The organism is Ornithinimicrobium pulveris (assembly GCF_050261105.1).
Taxonomy (GTDB): Bacteria; Actinomycetota; Actinomycetes; order Actinomycetales; family Dermatophilaceae; genus Ornithinicoccus.
Genome location: NZ_CP189837.1, coordinates 3,362,279 through 3,378,961, shown reverse-complemented (window position 1 = coordinate 3,378,961; position 16,683 = coordinate 3,362,279). Strand labels below are relative to the sequence as shown.

The following is a 16,683-nucleotide window of genomic DNA, read 5'->3' as shown; positions in this document are numbered from 1 at the left end:
ACCCAAGGGTAGGTCAGCCGGTGGGCGTGGGGACCGGTTGGGCGCCACCGCCACCGTCGCCGCCGTCCTCACCGGGGGGCGAGGGCGGGGCCGGGGTGGGCGGGGATGGGCTCGTCGGGCTCGGGGGTGCCGGCGTGGTCGGCTCATCCGTCGGCGGAGTCGTGGGCTCGGGCGACGTCGGTTCGGGCGAGGTCGGTTCGTCCGTCTCGGTCGGATCCTCGGTCTGCGTGGGCTCGTCGGTCTCGGTCGGGTCCTCGGTCTGCGTCGGCTCCTCGGTCTCGGTCGGCTCCGGCGCCTCGGTGGTCGGCTCCACCTCCGGCTCCGGTGCCTGCGTGGTGCGCAGCAGCTCACCGACGCCGACGCGCTCGGGGAAGGGGATGACCTCCTCACCCTCCATCGCGCGCCGCATGAACTCGCCCCAGACCTGGGCCGGGAAGGTTCCGCCCGTGATCTGGTCCAGGCCGCCCACGTCCTGCATCGGGACCGTGCCGTCGCCCTTGTACATCACCACGCCGGCCGCCAACTGCGGGACGAAGCCGTCGAACCAGGCGGAGACGTTGTTCTCGCTGGTGCCAGACTTGCCCGCGCTCGGGCGGCCGAGGTCACCAGCACTCATCCCCGAGCCCTGGGTCATCACGTAGGTCATCGCGTCGGTCACATCGACCGCCACGTCGCGGTCGATCCCGCGCTCCAGCTCCGGGTCCGCCTCGTATGTCGTTTCCCCAGTCCGGTCGACCACCGTGGCCACGAGATAGGGCTGGGCGCGCTCGCCCTCGGCCGCCAGGGTGGCGTAGGCGTTGGTCATCTGGAGCAGGGTCGGGGAGGCCGTGCCGAGCACGTTGGTCAGATCGGAGTCCAGACCCGGGGTGTCCTCCGGGATGCCGAGGTCGATCGCGGCCCGGCGGGTCAGCTCGGGTCCAATCTCCTCGTTGAGCTGGACGTAGACGGTGTTCACCGACTCGGCCAGGGCCACCCGCAGGTCGAGGGTGCCGAAGGAGATGCCGCGGAAGTTGCGGACCTCGACCTCGCCACCCTCGGTGCCGAAGGTCATCGGGCTCGGGCCGGGGAAGGTGTTCAGGGTGTCCACGCCGTCGGCCACCGCAGCGGCCAGGGTGATCGGCTTGAACAACGAGCCCGCCTGCACCCGGGTGTCCGTGACGCTGTTGAGCTGGGTCTGCTGGTAGTCGTCGCCGCCGTACATCGCCGTGATCGCCCCATCGCCGGGGCGGACCGCGGTAAGACCGAGCGAGATGTCGTCGGTGCCGGTGCCGGTGGGACGGAACTGCTCCACGGCAGCCTTGGCCGCGTCCTGGTGCTGCTTGTCGATCGTGGTGGTCACGCGCAGGCCGCCGGAGTCGATGAGGGAGTCCTCGAGCCCGATCTGGTCGCGCAACTCATCACGCACCTTCTGGGCGACGTAGCCGTCGACGCCGCGGGCCGCCGTCGGGGTGGGGGCCGAGCTGATCTCCGGGAAGGACGCCGCCTCCCGGTCGGCGGCGCTCAACCAGCCCTCCTGGACCATGCCGTCGAGCACGTAGTCGACCCGCGCCCGGGCGCGCTCCTCGTTGCCGTCCGCGGCGTCCGGGTCGAAGAGCGAGGGCGCGTTGGTGACGGCGGCCAGGAAGGCACCCTCGGAGACGGTGAGCTCGCTGACGTCCTTGCGGAAGTAGGCCTGGCTGGCGGTCTGGATGCCGTAGGCGCCGCGGCCGAAGTAGATGGTGTTGAGGTAGTCCTGCAGGATCGCGTCCTTGGAGCGCTCGTTGTCGATCTTGATCGCGATCATCAACTCGCGGACCTTACGATCCAAGGTCTGGTCGGCAGTCAGGTAGTAGTTCTTCACGTACTGCTGGGTGATCGTGGAGCCACCCTGCAGGCCGTCCCCGGTCAGGCTGCGGTAGGCCGCGCGGGCCGTCCCGGTGATCGAGACGCCCTCGTTCTGGTAGAACGTGCGGTCCTCGGCGGCCAGCATCGCCTTCTGCACGTGGTCGGGCACCTCGCCCAGCTCCACGTCCTCGCGGTCGTAGCCGCCGGTGAACCGGGCCAGCTCGGTGCTGCCGTCGGCGTAGTAGAGGATCGTGCTCTGGGAGTCGGCGAAGTCGTTGGGGGCCGGGATCTCGGTGCGGGAGTAGGCATACGCAAAGGCGCCGGCGCCCAGGGCCACGACGAGCAGCCCGAGGCCCAGCATCCAGAGCAGGATCCGCCGGAAGACGCCACGACGGCGCCGCTGACGACGATCCCGACGACCATCGCGCCGGGAGCGAGGAGCAGAGCGGTTCACCAGGACATTGTGCCCGCAGCTGCTGGGCAGATCCTGGGACGCGCGGAATCAACCCGTGCCGTCGTCAACCTCGAGTCGGAATCAACCACGTGCCGGAATCAACGACGACACGGCGGCGTTGTCACCCGACGGTGGGCCCGACCCTTGGTCGCGGCCTCAAGCAGCGTCGACCTGGTAGGAGAGAGAAGCAAGATGGCATCGATCCGTGTCGCAATCGTCGGAGTCGGCAACTGTGCCAGCTCCCTGGTGCAGGGTGTCGTGTACTACCGTGACGCCGACCCCCAGCAGCAGGTACCCGGGCTGATGCACGTGCGCTTCGGCGACTACCACGTGGGCGATGTCGAGTTCGTGGCCGCCTTCGACGTGGACGCCGCCAAGGTCGGCAAGGACCTGGCCGAGGCGATCGAGGCCAGCGAGAACAACACCATCCGCATCGCGGACGTCCCGACGACCGGCGTGACCGTTCAGCGTGGTCCGACCCTCGACGGCATCGGCCGCTATTACGCCGAGACGATCGAGGAGTCCACCGCGGAGCCGGTCGACGTCGTGCAGGCGCTCCAGGACGCCGAGGTCGATGTCCTTGTCTCCTATCTGCCCGTTGGCAGCGAGGAGGCCGACAAGTTCTACGCTCAGTGCGCGCTGGACGCTGGTGTCGCCTTCGTCAACGCCCTGCCCGTCTTCATCGCCTCCGACCCGGAGTGGGCCGCCAAGTTCACCGAGGCGGGCGTGCCGATCGTCGGGGACGACATCAAGAGCCAGGTCGGCGCCACCATCACCCACCGGGTGATGGCCAAGCTCTTCGAGGACCGTGGCGTGGTGCTCGACCGCACCTACCAGCTCAACGTCGGCGGCAACATGGACTTCAAGAACATGCTCGAGCGGGACCGGCTGGAGTCCAAGAAGGTCTCCAAGACCCAGGCCGTCACCTCCAATGTCAGCCGCTCGATGGCTGACCGCGATGTGCACATCGGCCCCTCGGACTACGTCCAGTGGCTGGATGACCGCAAGTGGGCCTACGTCCGACTGGAGGGCCGCGCCTTCGGCGACGTCCCGCTGAACCTGGAGTACAAGCTCGAGGTCTGGGACTCCCCGAACTCCGCCGGCATCATCATCGACGCCATCCGCGCGGCCAAGATCGCCCAGGACCGCGGCGAGGGCGGACCGGTGATCGGCGCCTCGGCGTACCTGATGAAGTCCCCGCCGGTGCAGCTGCCCGACGAGGAGGGCCGCGCGGCCGTGGAGGCCTTCATCCGGGGCTGACCCCCACCTCGCGGGCTATCCTCGGTCCGTGTCAGCGATCGGAAAGGTGGACCGGCCGGATCGGCTCGTGGTGCCCACTGATGCTGCGCGTCGGATCGTGGCGCTGGCCGACCAGGTCGGCGATCTGGAGAAGATCCACGCTCGGCTGCGTGGTCTCACCGCCCTCGGCCACACCGTGGTCCTGATCTGGCGCGAGGGCGAGCCGGGCAAGCGGTTGCGCTCGTTCAAGGCGCGCCGCCAGCTGCAGCCCGTCGGGATGCACACGCCTCGCGCGCTGCTGCGCCAGGTCGCCGATTCGAGCAGGTCGCCCCGACGCTGGTGGTCCGAGCGCGGCACACTGCTCGGCGCGGTGCACCAGGACCCTCGCGCCCTCCGCCTGCTGGCAAAGGCAGACGCCCTGATCCTGGTCGGCGACGAGGCGAGGGAGTTGGAGGAGCACCTGGTCGGTGCCGACCTGCCGCTCGTGCCCGCCGATGAGCTGCGGTGGTATCGGGATGTCTGGGAGACCTGGACCTGGGTGGAAGAACTGGTCGACGATGGGGTCGAGGTCACCGAGGAGCTGGTGAGAGGCCTGCTCGAGCGCGTCGACCTGCTGGGCGGCCGGGTTCCGGACGAACATCAGTGGCTGCTCGTGCCGCTCGTGGAAGGTCTGCACCAGCAGGGCAGGTTCGCCCTGGCCCAGCAGCTCGCCGATCACCTTGCCCCCGACCGGGCCGCGACGGCCGAGGAGCAGGCGATGCGTGCTGGGTTGATGGCGCTGGTCGCGACCTCGGCAGCCGGGCAGGAGGCCGACGGGCTGCGGCCCGCGGCGACCGCCCTGATCTCCTGCGCCGACGAAGCCGTGGCGAACGGGCGGATCGACGACGCCGCGGATCTGGTGACCCTTGCCCTTGAGCTGCTCTTCCACCGGGAGTTGCACGCGGACCAACTCAGCTCACCCCTGGTCGAGGACCCGGATGACTTCTTGGCGGCCTGGCGCGGCTCCCGAGTCGGGCAGCTGCTCGCCACGACACCCGCAGATCCTGGACCGGCAGGTGCACGAGCGGCGCAGCAGGCCGCGGACACCGAGGAGGCGCGTTCAGGATCGACGGGTGCCGAACATGCCTCGCGATCCCCGCGCGTCGTGGTCTCCCCCGGGACCTTTCCCCAGTTCGCCCCACCCGTGGTGGAGGCGCTCTCGGAGCGGGCCGACGTGGAGGTGGTCGAGCTCAGCGCCCGCGCCTCCCTGCGCTGGCTCGGGGTGAGTCGGCTGATGGTCAACAAGCGGTTGCGCCAGGCCCTCGGTCGGCCCCGCACCCCTGATCTGGAGCTGATCAGCCAGCTGGAGAGTGCGGACGCCGCCTTCCTCGACTGGGGTGATCGCGGTGCCCTTGAGCTCGTCCTGTCCGCCCCACCTGGGCTACCGGTGACTCTGCGCGTGCACAGCATGGACGCCCTGTCCGCCTGGGTGCACCTGCTGGACTGGAGCCGGGTGGGCGACCTGGTCGTGGTGAGTGAGCACATGCGCCAGCTGATGCACCACCTGCTCGGTGACCGACTGGCCGACACCCGCGTGCACGTGGTGCCCAATGTGGTGGATGCCGAGCGGTTCGGCACCCAGAAGGCCCCTGGTCACCGGCGCCGGCTGCTGATGATCGGCTGGGGACAGACGGTGAAGGAGCCGCTGTGGGCCCTCGAGGTGCTGGCCCGGTTGCGCGAGCACGACCCGGACTGGGAGCTCACCTTCCTCGGCGCCGACCTGCTGCGGGGCAAGTACGTCTCCGCAGACCGCTACGCCGACGAGTTCGTCGAGCGGCTGGTCCGCGATGACGTCCGGGAGGCGGTCGACTTCGTGCCGTGGACGGACGACATCGCCCCCCACCTGGAGCGGGCCGGCTTCGTGCTGAGCCTGAGCCGACGGGAGTCCTTCGGGCTCGGCATGATGGAGGCCGCCGGCTCCGGCGTCGTTCCGGTGGTGCGCGACTGGCCGATCTTCGCCAGCCTCGGCGGAGCGCACTCGGTCGTCCCGACGGACTGGGTGATCGACAGCATCGAGGGGGCGGTGCAGCGCATCCTCGCGCACGCCGAGGAGCCGGCCTGGTCCGAGGCGTCGGCCCGGGCCCGGGCGGAGGTGCGGGAGCGCTATGCCAGCGACACCACGCTGCAGACCCTGTGCGATGTGATCCTGGGTGTGGGTGCGCCGACCTCAGCCGCGCGCGATGCTGGCCAGCACCCGGGCCGCAGCGGTGGCGTGCTCGACGGGTGAGCGCAGGTCCAGCGGCACACCCTCCAGCGTCGATCCGGCCTCGACCAGGCCCCACACCCTGCTGCCGCTGCCCGCATAGTCGCTCCACTTGGACGGCAGGTAGGGATTCTGGGCGAAGGTGCCATCGGTGACGGCGTCGTTGACGAGCAGCACATCCATCCTGGCCGCGAGCGCCAGGAAGTCGAGGTAGCCCAGATAGGGACCGGTGCGGACCCACCGTTCCAGCCCCCGCGCGGCGATGTCATCGTCGAGGTCGGCGGCCTCACCGCTGAAGACGTGCAGCCGCAGGTTCTCCCGCACCTGGATGGGGAGGGCGGCCAAGGCATCGAGCACGGTATGCATGCCCCGCGTGGCGTAGAACCGCCCGAAGTAGCCGATGTGCCGCACCCCCGGCTCCAGGGGATACTCCGGATCCCTCATCGAGTACAACTCCGCCGGTGGGACGGGGTGGGGGGAGATCACCGCGACCTCCCGCACCCTGGCGACCAGCTCTGGGTCCTCGACGTCGGCCATCATCAGGTCCAGCTGGTGGGCGTTGGTGAAGACCAGCTCGTCGGCCAGGGCATAGCTGACCTGTTCGACCCAGGTGAAGGCGTTGTCGTCCTCGGGGGGCCGGAAGCCGGCCTTGCGCACCCGCGCTGCCAGCCGCCGGCGCAGGGCACCGTCCGGGGCCTTGGAGCGACGGACCGAGCCGTCCACCTGGCGGGAGAGGGGGTCGGAGAACTCCGCGGTCCAGTGCAGATCGGGTCGGCTGAGCAGCAGCCGGGCCGCGAGCACGTGGCTCGCGGCGAACTGCGCCCGGCTGTAGACCCGCTCATATCTCGGACCGGCGCGATCCCAGGCGAGGGCCTGCTGGACCCCGAGCTGGGAGAACTGGCTCATCGAGGACCACGAGGCGAAGTGGGTCGTGGAGGTGAGTTCCGCGCGCCGGACCACGAGGTCACCAGCGATCGACTCCAGCCCGGGGTCCACCGGCCGGAAGCCGTCCATCGCGTTCTGGATGACGTCGACCGGCCGGCCGCGCTCGCGAACCCGCTTGGCGGCCACGATCGCGGAGGGATCGACATACGGCGGGAAGCAGTAGGCCACGACGAGATCGGACATCATCGGGCACTCTATCGCCGCCACCGCCGAGCGCGATGCGTATCGTCTGCGGTGTGCCTCCCACCGCGATGCCCACCCCGACCTCGCTGATCGCCCTGGCGCAGGACGCGTCGGAGTTCGACCGCGTCGCGCCGGCACTGCGCGGTCTGGCGGCGGCGGGCACCAAGGTGGTCCTGATGTGGCGGACCGGTGAGCCGGGGCCGCGGCTGCGTTCGCTGCGTGGCCGAGTGCGGGTGGCGGAGGCATCGGGGGGTGGGCTGAGGGAGCGCGCTGCCCGCGTCGTCGATCGGTTGCGGCACCGCACCACCGGATCAGGGCTGGTCGGGGCGGTGCTGGATGACGCCCGGGCCGCCGGTCACCTGTCGCGCGCCGAGGCCGTCCTGCCCCTGGATGACGCCGCACAGGCGACAGTTGATCGGCTGGCTCACGGTGCGCGCCAGCTGACCGAGGCGGACCTCGCCGAGCACGAGCGCCTGGGCCACCTGTGGCGCGACCTCGGCCGACGGCTCGGTGACGGATCCGAGAACACCGGGCGGCTGACCGGCAAGGAGATCAGACGGCTCCTGTCGGACGTGGAGGCGGTGGGCGGCACGGTCCCCGACGCTCACCAGGGGCTGCTGCTGGGGGTGGTCGAAGGACTGCACGACGTCGGGGAGTATGCCGTCGCCCACCAGGTGATGTCGCTGGTCACCGCAGCGGGGGAGGACGCTTTCGACGACGCGATGCGGCAGGGCTGGCGGTTGCAGACCCTGCTGTCGGCCGAGCCCGCAGATGAGCGAGATGAGCGGATCGGGAGTGACCTGATCGGGAACGGCCTGATCGAGAGCGGCATGCGTGAGACCGGCCTGATCGAGCAGGTGGGTCCGGTCGTCACGACCCTGACCGAGGTCGCCGACGGGGCGCTGGCGGGAGCTGCTGACGGTGACGCTGACGGCGAGACGGACGGAGATATCGATATCGAGTCTGTCGCCGCGGCCAGCACGCTGGCCCTGCGGCTGCTCTTCCACCGCGAACTGCACGCAGACACCCTGAGCTCTCCGTTGGTCGAGGACCCCGACGCCTTCCTGGCGCCCTGGCGGGAGTCGGCCGTGGGTCGGCTGCTCGCCAAGCCCGGGCCCCGCCGGCCACGCTCGGCGCGTGCCCAGGAACGTCATACCGAGGATCGTCGTGCCCGCGCCCACGACCGCGCCCACGACCACTCCGACGACACGATGTTTGGTCTGCCGAGGGTGGTGGTGGTGCCGGGGACGTACGGCGGCTTCGCGAGCGGGGTGGTGACCGAGCTGCAGCGGCACGCCGACGTGCGCGTGGTCGACGTCGCCGCCCGTCATAAGGAACTGCGCGGGCTGGGGTTGCGGGCCGAGGTGGTGCGGGCGCGCCTGGACCAGGCACTCGGTGCCGGCGACGGCGTCCTGGACGAGCTCCTGCTGGAGGAGCTCGGGACGACCGATGCGCTCTTCGTCGACTGGGTCGACCGCGGCGGGCTCGCTGCGCTGATGAGCGTGCCCGAGGGGGTCCGGGTCACCGTGCGGATCCACAGCATGGATGCGCTCTCGCCCTGGATCCACCTCGCCGACTGGTCCCGGGTCGCCAACCTTGTGCTGGTCGGGGATCCCCTGCGCCGACTGGTCGAAGCCCAGCTCGGGGAGCGGCTGGCGCACGTCCAGGTGCACGTGGTGCCGAACGTGCTCGACGAGAGTCGGATCCCCACCGACAAGACTCCGGACTCGCGGCATCGGATGGTGATGATCGGCTGGGCGCAGCGGGTCAAGGATCCCCTCTTCGCCCTCGAGGTGCTGGCCGTGCTGCGGGAGCAGGACGAGCGGTGGCGGCTGCGGCTGGTGGGTCCGGACTTCAGCCCGACGGCGGTGATCTCCGAGCAGCGTTATGCCGAGCAGTTCCGCCGTCGGCTGCTGGCCCCCGACGTGCGTGACGCCGTCGAGTTCACCGGCCGCACGCGGGAGATCGGTCCGCACCTCCGGGCCTCGGGCTTCGTGCTGAGCACCAGCCGCCGGGAGAGCTTCGGGCTCGGGCTGGTCGAAGGCGCCGCCTCGGGCGCGGTCCCGGTGGTGCGGGACTGGCCGATGCTGGCGAGCCTGGGCGGGGCCAGGGCGTTGTTCCCCGCCGACTGGGTGGTCGACTCGGTGACAGAGGCTGCGGACCGGGTGCTGCGGCATACGGGCGAGGAGGCGTGGGCGAGCGCCTCCCAGGAGACACTCGACGCGGTGGCCAGATCCTTCCGCTCCACCGACACGGTGGAACGCCTGGCCACGATCGTGCTCGGGTCAGCGACGCCCGGCCTCGTCGGCGATCCGGGCAAGCACCTGGACGGCGGCGCTGACGTGCGCGACCGGAGAACGGTGGGCGAGGTCCTGCCCGGACAGGGTTGAGCCGGGCTCCACGATCCCCCAGACCGGGGTGCCCGAGCCCTTGTAGTCGCTCCACTTGGAGGGCAGGAACGGGTTGCGGGTGTGCGAGGCGGTGCTGATGGCGTCGTTGACCAGGAGAACGTCCATCCGCCGGGTCAGGGCGAGGAAGTCGAGGAAGCCGACGAAGGGGCGCACCTGGACGACGTCGGCCAGGCCCCGCTTCTTGACCAGGGGGATGAGCTTGTCGTGAGCGCCGGCGAACAGGTGCAGCTGGAGCCGGTCGCGTTGCTCGCGGGGCAGCAGGGCGAGAGCGTCCAGCACCGTGTCCATGCCGCGGGTGGCGTAGAAGTTGCCGAAGTAGCCGATGTGCCGGCGCCCGGGCTCCAGGGTGAGCTCAGGATCGGCGAGGGCGTAGAACTCCGGCCCCAGGGTGGGGTGCGGGGCGATCGTGCTGCGCTGTCGCACGCTGTCCCGGAGGTCGGGATCCGCCACCGCCTCCAGCATCTGCTCGCGCTGGTGCTCGTTGGTGAACAGGATCTCGTCGGCCAGCCCGAAGGGCAGCTCCTCGGCCCAGGAGAAGAGGTTGCCGTTCTCCGGCGGTGGCCACCCGGCGCGCTGCAGGCCTGCGCCGAGCAGCGTGAGGAGGGGATCGCGCCGGACCGCGTGGTAGCGAAGGTCGCCGGCCACATCGGTCGAGAGCGGGTCGGAGAACTCTGCTGTCCAGCGCAGGTCGGGGCGCGCCAGCTTGATCCGGGCGGCGAGGATGTGGCTGGCGCTGAACTGGGCGCGGGAGTAGAGGCGCTTGTAGCCGGGACCTGTGCGATCCCAGGCCAGGGCCTGGTCCAGGCCCTGCTCCACCCAGGGGACCACCGCCCCCCAGGTGCCGAACCGGGACGGGGTGGGCACCTCGTGGCGGCGGACCACGAGGTGGTCGGCGATCAGGGCCAGGCTCTCGTCCTGGGGCCGCAGCTCGCTCATCTCGTTCTGGATCACGTCCACCGGGCGCCCGGCCTCGCGCACCCGCTTGGCGGCGATGATCGCGGCAGTGTCGACATACGGCGGGAAGCAGTAGGAGACGACGAGGTCGCGTGCCGTCTCCGCGGGGGTGGTCATCTGCTCAGCGCAGGCCGTGTCGGGCCAGCACCTCGTCGTAGACACCGTCCACGACCGCGGTGATGGTGGACCAGTCGCGCTCGCGGACGACCCAGTCGCGGGCTTCCTCACCGAGGCGGCGACGCTGCTCGGGGTCGGCGACGAGGTCCTCGAGCACGGCGGCCAGGTGGTCCACATCGCCCTTGGCGAACAGCCGGCCGGTGCGCCCGTCGGTGACGATCTCGGCGAGCGCCGCGACGTCCGAGGCCACGACAGCCTTGCCCATGGCCATCGACTCGAACGGCTTCATCGGCGAGATCAGCTCGCAGACCGGCAGCGGCAGGCGTGGGAAGGGGGCGATGTCGACGAGGGAGAGGTAGGTGCGGGCCTCGTGGTGGGGGACCCGGCCGGTGAAGGTGACGACGTCCAGGACCTCGTTGCTCACGGCGGCCTCGCGGACGGCGCGCTCGGCCGGCCCGTCACCGACGATCAGCACGCGGAAGTCGTCCCGACGGCCGCGGAGCCGGGCGACCGCTTCCATCAGCAGGTCGACACCCTCGTAGTGCACGAGGCCACCGACATAGCCGATCACCGTCTTGCCGCCGAAGCCGTAGCGCGCCTCGAGCTCGCGGTCGCGCTCCAGGGGCCGGAAGTCGGCGGTGTTCACGCCGTTGGGGACCACGATCGCGCGCTCCTCCGGGACGCCGCGCGCCACCATCTCCTCGCGCAGCGCGCGGGTGATGATCAGGGCTGCGTCGGCCTCGGTGGCCAGGCCGGTCTCGAGCAGTTGGAGGAAGGCCTCCCGGTCCGAGCCTGCGAAGGCCGGATCCTGGGAGATCTTCATCAGCTCCTCCAGGCCGCGCATCTCGTAGAGGAAGGGGATGCCCAGGCGGCGGGCGGCGGTGATGCCCGCGAGCCCCGCGACGTAGAAGCTGCTGGCGTGGATCAGGCTCGCGCGCTGCTCGCGGGCCAGTCGCTCGATGCCCTCAGCCGTCTCCTGGACGTAGTCGGTGAGCGGGTGCTGCGGGTAACGCCGACGCTTGTCGAGCAGCCGGTGGTAGACGATCCCGTCCACGGTGTCCTTGGCCGGGACACCGCGCTTGCTGCCGGGCCACCGGTCGTAGGGGAAGCCCAACCGGGTCACGGCCTCGATCCGGCGGTCCCGGGCGGCCAGGCCGGTGAGGATGCCGTGCGTGCGGGTCGCGTAGCCGCCGGAGGTGTGGGGCAGGGACTGGGAAAGCACCGCGAGCGCCGAGCGCGGATCGGGATCATAGGGACGCTGCACCGCGGCGTCGCGGGGCGGGAAGTCCCAGCCGCTGCGCACGATCCGGATCTGGTCGTGGGCCGAGGTGAAGGTCTCCTGGGCGGTGCGGGAGCGCGGTTGCGCAGCGAGCGCCCTCGCCGCGAGCATGGCGGCCGGGGTGGCGTGCCCCGCGCGCAGCGCGCGGGTGGCGGCATCCACGACGTCGCGGACCGGGAACCGGCCGGAGGCCTGCGGTCCGACCCGCTGGCTGCCGGGGGTGACGCAGACGAAGTCGGCCACCTCCTGCCATGCGCGGCGGCGGGTGAGCGCCCGGGTGACGACCGAGATCGGCTGGGCCCGGGTGGTCAGCACCTCCTCGACGAGAGCGGCATACCGGGCGGGGTCCTCGGCGTGCGCGGTGACGAGCGTGTCCTCGTCGAGCAGCGCCTGCGCCAGCTCGACCGCATCGGCCGTGAAGTCCCCGTCCTCCGGGCCCTCGGCCACGGTGGCGGCGAAGGTCTCCAGGAGGGGGCGGGGGGCGCCCCGCAACTCGTTCTCCGCCAGCGTCAACTCGTCCTGGCTGGTCGGGACGCGGGTGGCGATCAGATCCAGCGTGCGGCTGGTGTGCTCGGCGAAGCCCGTCCGCGCGGCGAGCTTGCGGCGCTCCTGCAGCGCCGTCATCGTGCTCGCCTCGTGCGAGACGGCCTGGTCGGCGAGCTCATTGGCGCGCTTGACCGAGCCGGCCCGCTCGTGGGCGCGGGCCACGGCGAGCAGCACCTCGGGGGAGGGGTCGGCCTCCAGCAGCGGCTCGAGCATCTCCAGCGCCGCCTGCGGATCGGTCTCGATGAGCCGCTGGCCGCGGCGCAGCCGGGTCGCGGTGACGAAGTCGGTGAGTTGCTGCGGGCCGGTGCCGACCGGCAGGCGGGCGGCCAGGCCTGCGGCGATGCGGCGGGACTGCTGGCGACCGCGGTCCAGGAACGAGGGCATCGACGTCCTTCGGTGCGTGTCGGGTCGAGTGGTGGGGCGTGGGGTGGGTGATGACCCGGTCGGGTTCGACCTCGTCATGACGAGCGACCCCCCTTCAGACCGAGACCAGTTCGCGCGGGTCACCGTAGGTGATCACGCGCCCGGCGCCGGTCAGGAAGATCAGGTCGTCCACCTTCCAGGTGTGGCTGAGGCGGTCGTCCCCGCGGATGCTGACGAAGTTGTAGCGGTCCCCGGAGTAGGTCTGGACCCCCGCGGCCATCGCCCGGTTGAGGAAGTCCGAATCGACCGCGCGCGGGATGTTGCTGAACCGGATGTCGAGGGCGACGTCGCGGGTGGCCACGATCGATCCCCCTTGGACGAGCCGGTGATAGGTGTGCTCGTACTTCTCAAAGCGCAGCACCACCGTGCGGCTGGCCTTGAGCCAGACGTAGTGCGCCCACTTGCCGGTGATGCCGGCCGAGGTGTGCGCGAAGGCATCGACGAGATCGCCCAGGAAGTGCGCGCCGTAGAAGTTGTCGTCGTCCATCTTCGCCAGGTAGGCGCCGGAGGCGGCGTCCAGACCGCGGTTGAGCACGGCCCCCAGCGTCTCCTGGCGGTCCGCGTGCAGGATGGTCAGCTCACCCACGCCCAGGTCGGCAGCCTGCGCCTTCAGCTCGGCATGGTCGAGGTCCAGGCCGTGGGCGACGATGATCAACTCGGTCTCGACCCGCTCCTGGCGGGCGACGTTCTCGAGCACGTTGGTGATCTCGTGCGGCCGGTTGGTCGGGACGACCACCGAGACGGTGCGCGAGGGGGTGGGCACGGCATGCGCCTCCGTGTGGCGCAGCAGGGTGCTCGCGCGGTCGGCGTAGGTGTGCCCGTCCAGCACCGCGCGCAGGCCCAGGTGGGTGGCCCGGTCGCGGTACTCATCCTGGCGGGCCAGCACGCTGGCCTGGCGGCGCAGGTCGCCCGCGTCACCGGTCGCGACCAGCTGGCGCAGCGGCTCCGGCAGTCGCTGCGCCCGACCCGGGGTGGTCACGACGGCGGTCCGGTCCGCGAGGGCGTCCAGCACCGGTCGGGTGTCAGTGAGCTCGCGCCGACCGACATCGAGCAGGACCCGGTAGGCGCTGGCCAGCGTGCCGACGCCCTCGCGCAGCTCGCGGGAGGTGGCGTCCCAGTGGTGGGTCACCAGCCCGGCGCTCTCCAGGGCGGCCAGCTGGCCCTCGGCTGCGGGGTCGTTGTCAGCGTCGTCGGCGTGCTCGTTGCCAGCGTCGTCGGCGGGTTGGTTGACGGGGTCGGGCAGGTCCAGGATCAGCACGTCAGCGAGCCGCTCCGGCCCGGGGAGGTGGGAGCCCCCCAGAGCCCTGGGCTGGGTCGCGGGCGGCAGAGCCTGCGCGTCCAGCACGTGGTCGAAGCCGCTGAGGTCGACGTCGTCATGGGGTGGGGCGCTGACCCAGGCGATGCTGGGGATCCCGAGCCGCTGTGCCGCGCTCGCGAGCTCGGCAGGCGTGACCGTGACCGGCCAGCCGGCGATGCCAGCGCCCGCGACCTCCACGACCACCAGGTCGAGGTTGGGCTGTTCTGCCTCGGACGACTCGCCGTCGGCGGGCAGCACCTTCTCCCAGGTGCGCGCCGTGAGGTCGGTCTGCTCCCACTCCCAGGACAGCCCCCGCCGGACAGCGTCGCTCGCGGCGACGGCGACCCGGGCAGAGCTCGTCGGGACTCGGCGGGTCGTGGGCCGACGACCGACGCAGCGCAGCACGGCGGGACGCAGGTCGATGACTGAGGGGTCCGCGGGGTTGCCGGGCGGCTGCGAACTCATCTGGGCACCCGCGATCCGGGCACCCAGGCCTCGACGGACTCGGTCGATCGTGCTCACCGGCGCGCTCCTGAGGGCAGGTTCAGGGGGGTGGGGACCATGGTCCACGAGCATACGCGCGGTCAGGGCCGAGCTCGGGACCTCACCCTGATCCCTCCGCGCTGTGCGGAACATCGTCCAGGCCGATCTCCTCTGCGGGGGTCGTGGAGAGCCCGGCCCGCACCAGCTCGCGGTGCAGGAAGGGGGTGAGGGTGCGGGCGTAGGTGTCCGTGACATGGCTGCCCTGGCGATAGATCAAGGAGCCACCGATCGCGACCGGACAGGGCAGGTCCGCCGGGCACATCCACTCGTTGAGGTCGATCATCGGCAGGTCCAGCTCCTCGGCCAGACCATCCATCATCTCGTCACTCGGCGAGGGAGTGAGGGGGAAATCGCAGGCCCGGAGATCGTCGCTGTTGACGTCCGCGCAGTCGTAGGCATTCGACCAGGGGCCGTCCTCGGGATAGTCGGGGTGCGGGTTGTCCCGCAGCACCACGATCGGCACGCCCTGCTCGGTGAGGGGGCGCATCGTGGCGATCAGGCCCTCGCTCAACTGCTCGGTGGAACCGGTGCCGGCGCCGATGATGATGGCATCAGGCGGGTCGGCCAGCAGTTCCTCGAGCGCATGACCACCGAACTCACTGCAGTCGTCATGGGGCGCGCCGGCACTGGTGGGCGGGCACCTGCTCTTGAGGTAGGTCTTCAGCCGCCAGCCCTCCTCGAGGGCGATGTGCTCGAAGGGGGTGAAGTACTGACCGATCTTGGAGTCCCCCCACAGCACCACCTCGACGTCAGAATCGGTGACCCCGTAGACGCAGTGGTCGCGGGGCAGCGGATCGCCCTCATCGACCTGGCAGTCGTCGGCGTAGTAGCTCGGGATGTCCTTCGGCGCCGTCGGCGGGTCAGGCACGAGGGGTCCGGTGGCGTCGAAGTCCGAGGCTGGGTCCGCCACCAGCTCCCAGTCGGAGGCCTCCGGATCAGCCACCAGCATCCCCGCACCGGCGACGTCGCCCCGGTCCGCGGGCGTGACGGTCGGACGCGTCGTCCACAGGGCCAGGGCTACCGCGCAGATCAGCGCCATCGCCACGCCACCGGCGGTCAACGATCGCCACGGCCGCGCCGAGAGGGTGCGGCTGAAGCGGACGGGGTCCTCCACGAGGTGCTTGGTGGCCCAGGCGAGCAGGATCGAGGCGACCCCCAGGCCAACCAGCGCCGGGACGGACAGCGCCCCCCAGCGAGCCTCGGCGAGCACGACGAGCGGCCAGTGCCACAGATAGATCGAGTAGGACAGCCCGCCGATCCACACCATCGGCGGCACCCCCAGCAGCCGGGCACCCAGGGTCGGGTGGCCCGCCGCCCCGGCGGCGATCACCAGGACCGCGCCCAGCACGGGCACGCCGGCTGCCCATCCCGGCCACGGGGTAGCGGAGGTGAAGACCGTCACGGCCACCACGATCAGCACCAGGCCGAGGAGCACCATCACCTCGGCCGCCCACCTCGGCAGTTGCGCGAGCCGCCCGACCGCGAACGCCAGCAGCGCACCGGCTGCCAACTCCCACAGGCGCGTGGTGGTGACGAAGTAGGCGGTGGCCGGGTCGGAGCGGGTGAGCAGGACCGACCAGATCGCCGAGGCGAGCCCGAGCAGGCCCAGCAGGACGAAGGCCACCCGGTGTCGCGGCATACGGGACCGGCTGGCGATGAACAGGGCGAGCAGGATCAGCAGCGGCCAGACGACATAGAACTGCTCCTCGACCGACAGCGACCAGTAGTGCTGCAGCGGTGAGGCCCCGGCGTCCTCGGCCAGGTAGTCCACGGAGCGGGCAGAGAGCACCCAGTTGACGACGTAGAGCGTCGAGCCGAGCACATCGGAGAGCAGGTCGGTGCGCTGGCTGCGCGGGAGCACGAACCAGCCGGCGATCAGGGTGACCACGATGACCAGGGAGGCGGGCGGGAGCAGTCTGCGGGCGCGGCGCGCGTAGAAGTCGCTCAGCGAGACGGTGCCGGTCCGGGCGACCTCGCGCAGCATCAGGGAGGTGATCAGGAAGCCGGAGATGACGAAGAAGATGTCCACGCCGGCGAAGCCGCCGGGCAGCCACGGCAGCTTGAGGTGGTAGAGCAGCACGACGCCGACGGCGATGGCCCGTAGGCCCTCGATGTCGCGGCGCAGCTGGGTGGGACGGGACCCTGCGGTCATCGGGCGCGGGGGTCGACAGGGAGCAGCACCGGGAAAGGATGGCATATCGCGCTGCCGGCGGACCTCAGCGTGAG

9 protein-coding genes are annotated in these 16,683 nt (G+C 71.1%); 3 read left to right on the top strand and 6 right to left on the bottom strand.

Translation table 11 applies throughout. The features are described from left to right. Window positions 1–13 precede the first annotated feature (13 nt). A complete protein-coding gene (locus tag ACQBAT_RS15740) occupies window positions 14–2,278 on the bottom strand; it encodes a transglycosylase domain-containing protein (RefSeq protein WP_420747794.1) in 2,265 nt (754 codons plus the stop codon). A gap of 192 nt (window positions 2,279–2,470) precedes the next feature. On the opposite strand from ACQBAT_RS15740, the gene ACQBAT_RS15735 reads away from it, so the two are divergent. Next, window positions 2,471–3,538: an inositol-3-phosphate synthase gene (locus ACQBAT_RS15735; RefSeq protein ID WP_420747795.1), complete on the top strand. Its 1,068-nt coding sequence runs from the start codon at window positions 2,471–2,473 to the stop codon at window positions 3,536–3,538. A gap of 28 nt (window positions 3,539–3,566) precedes the next feature. After that, window positions 3,567–5,783 (top strand): glycosyltransferase family 4 protein, encoded by a 2,217-nt coding sequence (locus tag ACQBAT_RS15730; protein ID WP_420747796.1) that lies wholly within the window; start codon window positions 3,567–3,569, stop codon window positions 5,781–5,783. Here ACQBAT_RS15730 and ACQBAT_RS15725 read toward each other — a convergent pair. After that, window positions 5,724–6,887: a hypothetical protein gene (locus ACQBAT_RS15725; protein ID WP_420747797.1), complete on the bottom strand. Its 1,164-nt coding sequence runs from the start codon at window positions 6,885–6,887 to the stop codon at window positions 5,724–5,726. The two genes, ACQBAT_RS15730 and ACQBAT_RS15725, sit on opposite strands and share 60 nt — an antisense overlap. 53 nt (window positions 6,888–6,940) lie before the next feature. Between ACQBAT_RS15725 and ACQBAT_RS15720 the strand changes: the two genes are divergently transcribed. Next, window positions 6,941–9,277 (top strand): glycosyltransferase, encoded by a 2,337-nt coding sequence (locus ACQBAT_RS15720; protein WP_420747798.1) that lies wholly within the window; start codon window positions 6,941–6,943, stop codon window positions 9,275–9,277. On the opposite strand, the gene ACQBAT_RS15715 is transcribed toward ACQBAT_RS15720, so the two are convergent. The 4 genes from ACQBAT_RS15715 to ACQBAT_RS15700 all read right to left on the bottom strand — a co-directional run bounded on the left by ACQBAT_RS15715 (window position 9,173) and on the right by ACQBAT_RS15700 (window position 16,609). Next, a complete protein-coding gene (locus ACQBAT_RS15715) occupies window positions 9,173–10,369 on the bottom strand; it encodes a hypothetical protein (protein ID WP_420747799.1) in 1,197 nt (398 codons plus the stop codon). The two genes, ACQBAT_RS15720 and ACQBAT_RS15715, sit on opposite strands and share 105 nt — an antisense overlap. Window positions 10,370–10,373: 4 nt before the next feature. Next, window positions 10,374–12,578 carry a glycosyltransferase family 4 protein gene (locus ACQBAT_RS15710; RefSeq protein ID WP_420747800.1) on the bottom strand — a complete coding sequence of 735 codons (2,205 nt, stop codon included), beginning with the start codon at window positions 12,576–12,578 and terminating at the stop codon, window positions 10,374–10,376. A gap of 94 nt (window positions 12,579–12,672) precedes the next feature. Next, complete coding sequence (locus ACQBAT_RS15705; protein ID WP_420747801.1) at window positions 12,673–14,436, bottom strand: glycosyltransferase; 1,764 nt, start codon at window positions 14,434–14,436, stop codon at window positions 12,673–12,675. 82 nt (window positions 14,437–14,518) lie between these two features. Continuing rightward, window positions 14,519–16,609, bottom strand: a complete 2,091-nt coding sequence (locus ACQBAT_RS15700) for an acyltransferase family protein (RefSeq protein WP_420747802.1) — start codon at window positions 16,607–16,609, stop codon at window positions 14,519–14,521. Between the last annotated feature and the right edge of the window lie 74 nt (window positions 16,610–16,683).

What these genes read in the sequence shown, in the direction of transcription:
- ACQBAT_RS15715 (WP_420747799.1), bottom strand. Translation starts at nt 10,369, where the DNA reads ATGACCACCCCCGCGGAGACGGCACGCGACCTCGTCGTCTCCTACTGC.
- ACQBAT_RS15725 (WP_420747797.1), bottom strand. Translation starts at nt 6,887, where the DNA reads ATGTCCGATCTCGTCGTGGCCTACTGCTTCCCGCCGTATGTCGATCCC.
- ACQBAT_RS15735 (WP_420747795.1), top strand. Translation starts at nt 2,471, where the DNA reads ATGGCATCGATCCGTGTCGCAATCGTCGGAGTCGGCAACTGTGCCAGC.
- ACQBAT_RS15710 (WP_420747800.1), bottom strand. Translation starts at nt 12,578, where the DNA reads ATGCCCTCGTTCCTGGACCGCGGTCGCCAGCAGTCCCGCCGCATCGCC.
- ACQBAT_RS15700 (WP_420747802.1), bottom strand. Translation starts at nt 16,609, where the DNA reads ATGACCGCAGGGTCCCGTCCCACCCAGCTGCGCCGCGACATCGAGGGC.